Source organism: Criblamydia sequanensis CRIB-18 (assembly GCF_000750955.1).
Lineage (GTDB): Bacteria > Chlamydiota > Chlamydiia > Chlamydiales > Criblamydiaceae > Criblamydia > Criblamydia sequanensis.
Window position 1 is genome coordinate 282,813 of the sequence record NZ_CCEJ010000004.1, and the last position, 7,760, is coordinate 290,572.

General features: G+C 38.4%; 8 protein-coding genes. 7 read left to right on the top strand and 1 reads right to left on the bottom strand.

Going from position 1 to position 7,760, the window contains the following annotated elements:
- Positions 1-187: 187 nt before the first annotated feature.
- From mbhE to CSEC_RS06055, 7 genes are all read left to right on the top strand, one after another.
- On the top strand, positions 188-2,899 hold the full coding sequence (gene mbhE / locus CSEC_RS06025) for a hydrogen gas-evolving membrane-bound hydrogenase subunit E (protein ID WP_237559215.1): 2,712 nt from the start codon (positions 188-190) through the stop codon (positions 2,897-2,899).
- On the top strand, positions 2,890-3,237 hold the full coding sequence (locus CSEC_RS06030; protein WP_041017511.1) for a sodium:proton antiporter: 348 nt from the start codon (positions 2,890-2,892) through the stop codon (positions 3,235-3,237). The genes mbhE and CSEC_RS06030 overlap by 10 nt, the downstream gene beginning before the upstream one ends.
- A complete protein-coding gene (locus CSEC_RS06035) occupies positions 3,230-4,723 on the top strand; it encodes a complex I subunit 5 family protein (RefSeq protein ID WP_053331830.1) in 1,494 nt (497 codons plus the stop codon). Before CSEC_RS06030 ends, CSEC_RS06035 begins: the two co-directional genes overlap by 8 nt.
- Complete coding sequence (locus CSEC_RS06040) at positions 4,720-5,196, top strand: Na+/H+ antiporter subunit E (protein ID WP_041017513.1); 477 nt, start codon at positions 4,720-4,722, stop codon at positions 5,194-5,196. The genes CSEC_RS06035 and CSEC_RS06040 overlap by 4 nt, the downstream gene beginning before the upstream one ends.
- Entirely contained in the window at positions 5,193-5,495 is a 303-nt protein-coding gene (locus CSEC_RS06045) for an MrpF/PhaF family protein (RefSeq protein WP_079977993.1), read from the top strand. Before CSEC_RS06040 ends, CSEC_RS06045 begins: the two co-directional genes overlap by 4 nt.
- Entirely contained in the window at positions 5,488-5,781 is a 294-nt protein-coding gene (locus CSEC_RS06050; protein WP_161780969.1) for a cation:proton antiporter, read from the top strand. Before CSEC_RS06045 ends, CSEC_RS06050 begins: the two co-directional genes overlap by 8 nt.
- Before the next feature lie 153 nt (positions 5,782-5,934).
- The gene (locus CSEC_RS06055) at positions 5,935-6,420 is read left to right on the top strand and encodes a phosphate-starvation-inducible PsiE family protein (RefSeq protein ID WP_053331833.1); all 486 of its coding nucleotides are present in this window, start codon (positions 5,935-5,937) and stop codon (positions 6,418-6,420) included.
- A 151-nt stretch (positions 6,421-6,571) separates the two neighbouring features.
- Here CSEC_RS06055 and CSEC_RS06060 read toward each other — a convergent pair whose 3' ends face one another.
- Positions 6,572-7,387: a glucose 1-dehydrogenase gene (locus tag CSEC_RS06060; protein WP_041017514.1), complete on the bottom strand. Its 816-nt coding sequence runs from the start codon at positions 7,385-7,387 to the stop codon at positions 6,572-6,574.
- Positions 7,388-7,760: the final 373 nt, after the last annotated feature.

Here is a 7,760-nt window from a genome sequence, read left to right on the forward strand (position 1 = left end):
TGGGGCGTGCAAAAAAGTAACCAGGCAGTCCTCTCATTATTCTTGTTGGAGGGAATGGTATGCAGCTTAAAGCCTCTTAAAGATTCAAGATATTAAGCCTGTTAAATATTTGAATGTACTTATGATGAAACCTTATCTCTTATTCGCAATTTTTTTCCCGGTCCTGTTCAGTCCTTTATTTTTTTATTTGAAATCAAAATTTCCTCGTTATTTGGGTTTTATCGCTCTTTTTGTTTGTTTAGCATCTTTGATCAGTATTATCTTAGGCGGGAAAGTTTCCGGTTGGAATGAGCCTCAGATGATCACGATCCCTTGGGTTCCGAGCTTAGGAATTAATTTAACTTTTATCACAGATGGCCTTTCCCTGTTTTTTGGAATCTTAGTCACAGGAATGGGAGTATTGGTGACTTGGTATGCCCAATATTACATGGATCCAAAAGACCCCCATTTAGGGCGATTTTATGCATGCCTTATGTTTTTCATGGGAGCCATGTTAGGTACTGTCTTCTCGAGCAACCTTATGGTTCTTTTTTTCTTCTGGGAGCTCACGGGCGTCGCCTCCTTTTTGTTAATCGGCTACTGGCATCCCGAACCGGGGGCTTGGAAGGGAGCCCGCATGGCCCTTTTGGTGACAGGACTTTCCGGTTTAGCTTTATTGGCCGGCATCATCATGTTAGATATTTTGACAGGGACTTTTGAATGGCATCTCATGGCTACGAAGGGAATAACCTTTCAAGCACATGCCGAATGGACCTATCCCATCATCATTTGCTTTTTAATAGGTATTTTTGGCAAATCAGCTCAATTCCCATTTTACTTTTGGCTTCCTAATGCCATGGTGGCCCCTACACCTGTTTCAGCTTATTTGCATGCTGCCACAATGGTAAATCTGGGAGTGTTTTTGACTGCTAGAATGTATCCTTTATTTGCTTCGCATGAACTTTGGTTTTACATGCTGACGACATTCAGCTTTATCACTCTTCTAATAGGGGCCATCCTTTCCCTTTTATCTAATGATCTTAAAGCAATTTTAGCTTATGCAACTGTGAGCCAACTAGGATTTTTCTTAGGATTTTATGGGATCGGAGGAGAAGAGGGCATCGAATATGATTATGTTCATATTCTAAATCATGCCCTTTATAAGGGCAGCTTATTCATGCTGGTCGGAATTGTCGATCATGCCACAGGCATACGGGACGTTCGTAAGCTAGGCGGTCTTTGGAAAAAGCTACCGCTGACCTCTTTTATATTTCTTATAGCTGCAGCTGCTATGGCCGGAATTCCAGGAACTACCGGATTTCTTAGTAAGGAACTTATTTTAATGGATATTATCGCATTGGGACGATCAAACCATAGCGGCTGGTTAATCCTAGGTGTGCTTATTGTGGCTTCCTTATTTAAAGTTTCCATTGCGATCCGAATTTTTTTTCATTTATTTGTGCGCGATGTCCAAAGGGGAGGAAAAATCGATCTTATTCATCCGCCCTCTTTAGCCATACAATTTCCTCCGCTAATTCTAAGTTCGATGGCCTTCATTTTAGGTATATTGCCAACTCAATTTGGGCATTTAACCTCTTATTTCTATGTATCGGGCTTGCATAAATTAGACCCTCGTATAATGCAGCTTTGGCACGGTTGGACAATTGAGTTGCTTGTCAGCCTATCGATCATATTAGGAGGAGCCTTGTTTTTTTATGCCGCAGAAAGGACTGAATGGCGTTTTACAAGCATCATTGGACAATTAAATTTCGGGGACTTGTTTGATAAGTTTATTAATAAGTTTCCCAAAATGTGCAAAATCCTGGTTAAACCTTTTGAACCGATGACTTATCAGCAGCAATCAGCGACTTTATTCTCTTTATTCTCTATTTTCTTGGGTGGATTTTTGATTTATTATTCTCCTCCTGACTCAATCTCTTCTAATTTTGCCTTAATTTCACCGGTTAGAATTTTAACGATATTCTTAATAGGCCTATTTACTTTATTAATACCCTTTTTCAACAATCTTATTTCCAGGTTATTGGCTTTATCAGGATGCGGTTTTTTTATAGCGATCTACTTTGCTTTATACTCAGCTCCGGACCTTGCCTTAACGCAAATTCTAGTCGAGGTCGCAACCTCTCTTATTATTCTCTTGCTATTTCGACATTTAGGAAATAGCGTCAGTTATGTGGAACCATCTATTTCAAAATTCCGTAGATTTACAATTCCGCTTGCTGTCGCATGCGGGCTGACAGCGGCTCTAATAGTTGCTCTTTATCATTCCTCACATAAACCCATGATCGATTTTTTTGTGGCTAATTCAATCCCCTATGCCCACGGCTCCAATATAGTGAACACGATTCTTATTGACTTTCGGAGTTTAGACACATTAGGTGAAACGACGGTTATTTTAACGGCGATGCTAGGGGTCATAGGCCTTCTAGCTAACAAGAAAGAGATATTTTTTAAGAAAATTAATCCATGCGTTCCGACAAATTCTCCTATTTTGCGCTCCATTATGCCTTTGATTTTTATTTTGCTGAATCTTTTCTCCATCTATTTATTATTAAGAGGGCATAACTATCCCGGAGGAGGCTTTGTAGCGGGGCTGACAAATGGAATCTCTATTATTATTCTTGGATTTTCGATACAAGTCTTCAATAGACCTCTTCTATTTATGCGTCTTGGATTTTTCGGCATTGGAATAATACTATTAGCAGGATGCCTTCCCCTCTTTTTAGGCGCCCCTTTTTTAACCCATTATGTCGACTTCTCTACTTTGCCAAAGGTAGCCTATATCTCTTCACTCACACCCTTAATTTTCGATACGGGAGTGTATCTTGTTGTTTTAGCCATGACTGCTAAAGTCTATTTTTTATTTCGGGAAGCTCACTTTATAGGTATTAGATGGAGTTAGATGCTTTAATTCTTGTTTTTATTCTTTTTAGCGTCTCCTCATATTTAATTATGCAAGCACGCCTGACAGATTTCATTTTTGGTTTTGCTCTCTTATCAAATGGCATAAATTTAATGATTTTATTCACTTCTGAAAATCCGCAAGGAAAGACGGTCCCGATAATAATAGAAGGGGTTGAAAAAAACTTAGTTGACCCATTACCTCAAGCCCTTATTTTAACTTCTATCGTGATTGGATTTGGCTTGATCGCTTTTATGATCGTTTTAGCTTTTCGCCTAGTTGGTTATTTCGGTACTCTCGATACAAACACTTATATGAAGATAAATCACGATGATTAGCGTAACCCTTCCTATTATACTCCCTTTGCTTTTTGCAGTAGCATCCGGATTCTGCCGCAAGGATCATTGGCGTACTACCCTAAAGATAACCGGTTCTGCTTTGCACACCATGGTTTCAGCTTTTTTATTGTGGAGCTGTCTTCAAGGAGAAATACAAGTTACTGTAATCGGAAACTGGCTTCCGCCCTATGGAATCGTATTGGTGACAGACCTGTTTTCTTCTCTTTTTTTATTTACTATTTCATTGATCTTTTTAGCGACGAATATATACGGAATAGTTGAGGGGGGCACGGAGACCCATATCCTTCGCATACCTCTTATCTTTATTTTGCAAGCAGGTATTTCATTGAGCCTGCTGACAGCAGATTTTTTTAATTTATTCGTTTCTTTTGAAATGATGCTCTTTGCTTCCTACGCCCTTGTGGCTTTGGAACTTTCTGAAAAGAATTTAAAATGGGCTTTTTCTTACCTCCTTATCAACTTGATAGGCACTTTAGGGTTTTTATGTGCTGCAGCCATGATTTATGGATATACAGGCCATTTAAATATGGCCGCTTTATCAGAGCTATTAAAGGATCAGAATAATGACCCTCTTCTCCTAGGATGGGGGTATTTACTTCTCGGAGTATTTGGGTTAAAAGCCGCTATCTTTCCTCTATACTTTTGGCTTCCAAGGACCTATTCCCTTTTACCCGCTTCCTTGGCCGCACTGTTTGCAGGGTCTTTAACTAAAGTTGGAATATATGTCTTAATACGAGTGTTTGTCGTTCTCTTACCCTCCCCTTTAGGTAATTTAAATACCATTTTGCTTGTTCTTTCAACTTTCACCATGCTTTTAGGAGTTTTAGGGGCCGTTTCTTGTACGACTATTCGAGGGATTCTCTCCTACCATATCATCAGCCAAATCGGGTATATGATTTTAGGGCTGAGCCTTTATACCCCTCTAGCCATAGCGTCTGCGCTTTTGTTTATTATCCATAATATTTGGGTAAAGGTCTCCTTATTCCTTATAGGGGGTGTCGCCGCGCAAGCTTCAGGAACGGACGATTTGAAAAAAATGGGAAACTTATCGTTAGTTATGCCTTGGCTTGCAGCAAGTTTTTTAATCCAAGCTTTTTCTTTAGCGGGATTACCACCTTTAAGCGGTTTTTGGGGGAAATATTTATTGGTTTTAGAAACCATTAAGATGGAAAATTATTTTACTGCGGCTATTGCTCTTTTGACAAGCTGGCTTACTCTTTTCAGCATGGTAAAAATTTGGATAGGAGCCTTTTGGAAAAATTCGCCGAGCGAAAAGAGTTCAATAAAAGAAATAAAACTTAAGGAAAACTATGTATCTGTCGGCATGCTTGTATTCGCAAGCCTAATAATCGGGCTTTGCATAGAGCCTATTTATAATACAGCGGTCTTAGCAGCTGACCAGATTTTTCAAAAGGAGCCATACATCCTGGCTGTTATTAAAGCGTCAGGAAAAGGATTGCCATGAAACCTATTCAATATTTAATCCTTAATATCCTATTGGCTGTGCTTTGGATTATTTTGAATGGCGAAGCCGATATTTTTCACTTTCTTTTCGGTTTTGGTATTGGTTTTCTGATTTTGTGGACCTTTCAACATTTATTGAACTCCTCAAAATATGTTAAAATGGCCAGAGGTTTTGTAAGATTTATTTTTATTTTTTCTCTGATATTTATAAAATCTAATTTAAACATGGCTAAAATCATTCTATTTTACTACAAAAATAAGATTAACCCCTCTTTTATCTCTTATCCCATCCAAGAACTGACTCACTTTGAAGCTCTTTTGCTTAGTCAATTAATTACTCTAACACCGGGCTCAGTCAGTGTTAATTTAGAAAAGTCCACCCTACTCGTTCATATCATAGATCTAAAGGAACCCGAGGGGGTATATAAAAATATCGATGAAATCAAGTTCTTAATTTTAGGGTTTACAAGATGATGTCGAACGTTATTATGGTTTGTTATTTAGCTTTATTCTTATCCGCTATTTTAACCATAATCCGCTTAATTCTAGGCCCCTCAACTCTTGACCGTGTTTTAGCTTTCGATGCCATCGCTTTATGCGCAGCCGGAATGACCATATTATTTTCACTTGAAACTTATTCTATTTATTTTCTTGAAGTATTGCTAATTTTCAGCCTATTGGGATTTACATCTGTTTTAGGCTATTTGGATTATCTTGGCAGCCTGGATAAAAGGAAAGAACCTGAGCAAAAGGATACCTATGATCTTGAATGAATTACTAGTCGCATTTTTCTTGCTATCGGGCGTTTTTTTTATTTTGATTGCCAATTTGGGAATTTTAATTATGCCGGATGTTATCTGCCGGGCCCATGCCCTTTCCAAAGCAGTAACTTTAGGCTTTATACTTATGCTGATCGGTTTATGGATTCATCTAGGCACTGAAGCTGTTAACCTTAAGGTTTTACTGACCATCTTGTTTCAATTTATAACAATACCCCTCTCCAGCCATTTATTCATTTACTACGTCGCATACAAGTTAAAAAAACTAAATAAATCCTAAAAAAAGACGATGTCCAATTGATTCCTAGCATCATTTCGATACTTAAGTTAAAAAGAAATACGATTGTCAGGTTTTCTGAGAAAAATTGCTGGTTTGCCAATTGCTTTGATTTACTTGTTTTGATACCAATAAGGTAAAAAAGGAAAAAGATAAATGGATGATGAACATTTAGGGATCGTAGCATCTAAAAATGCTGAAGACAGATATTTAAACTTTCTTCAGTCTATAATTCGCTGGTCACTTCGTGTCTTGGCCCTTTTGATGGCACTCGTTGTCGTGCTTGGCGTCGCAGATGTATGTTGGATTCTCTATCAAAAATTGTGGGAAGAGCCAGCATTTCTCCTCAACATCAGTGATATGTTCAGCGTTTTTGGGGCCTTTCTTGCCGTCCTTATCGCAATAGAAATTTATGTGAATATTGTCCTCTATCTTAAGGAAAATACCATTCATGTCAGATTGGTTGTTGCAACAGCTTTAATGGCAATTTCTAGAAAGATTATCGTATTCGATTACGCTTACACAACCCCAATGTTTGTGCTAGCCTCTGCTTTTACAGTCTTCGCATTAGGGATCACCTATTATCTTTTGCTTTTACAACTAAAGCCAAAAGAGAAAGAAAAATTGATAGACGAGCCTTAAGGTGTATTAGCTACGTCCGCATTTTTTGAAGAAGTCATCTATCTTGGCTAATATTTAATTAAGCCTGTCTTATGCAATTGTGGTTTTCTTAAGTTTTTTCAAAACTTGCTTAGGCTCTTGTAGCCTTGGAGTTTTCTACTTGCTACGGAAATTAGACATCATTTCTCTTGGGTGTGTTGCAAATTCCGGCCAACATTCCACCATCGATTGACAATTCGATGCCGGTGATATATTTTGATTCGTCAGAGGCTAAAAAAAGAACGGCATTAGCCACATCAATCGGCATGCCGACTTTTTGCATTGGAATGTCTTTTGCAATTTCAGCCATTCTGACTTCTCTTTCCGGACCACTGCCAAGCATGGGCTCCCACATAGGTGTAAGAATGACAGCAGGATGTACTGAATTGCAACGGATGTTGTAGCCTTGCTGACAACAATAGAGAGCTACCGTTTTTGTGTGATTTCTAACCGCTGCCTTACTCGAAGCATAAGCTGCAGCTTCAGGAATGCCAATCAGTCCGGATCGCGAAGATATATTAATAATGGATCCCTTCTCAGTATTTTTTATGACTTGGATTCCATATTTACAACCAAGAAAAATACCATCCATATTTACCGCATGCACTTTCCTCCAACTATCTAAAGAGGCATTTTCCGGGTCTTGAGGTCCAAACCCCTCTTGAAAGCCTGTAATTCCTGCATTATTAACAAGAATGTTAAGTTTACCGAATTTTTCAACAACTGTCGCCATGACTTGTTGCCATTCAGACTCCTCTTTGACATCAAGATGAAGGTATAAGCAATTTTTCCCTATCTCCTTGGCAAATGATACTCCTTTAGAATCATTAACATCCGTAATGACCACTGTCGCTCCCTCTCGACTGAAAGCTGTTGCTATCTCCGCTCCGATCCCTTGAGTTGCTCCCGTAATGAGTGCTACTTGATCTTTTAATCTTTCTTGAAACATTATTTTTCCCGATTTAAAAAATTAAATTATTGATCCTCTTTCCCGTCTTTTGACGGCTCGATTAAGTGTTAAGCTTACGCAAGAGGAAAGACGTGGGGAATGTTCAAATTGAGTCATCCATCCTATACTAATAGTATGAGCAAGTTTGAAAAATTAATAAAAATAATTCTTGAAGGTAGAGAAACTTCTAAGAGTACTACATCATTAAAGAAATGAATTACCAGTTGTCTGTACTGATGCAGAAAGCTAAGATGAGAGAATGAAGCTTATCAAGGAAGCTATTTAGCTTTATCTGAAAAACAGCGAAGAAATTAAAGAGCCGCGCAATAAAAAGCTATTTGCTGTCTAAAGAGAAAAATTTTGAAATAGCAGC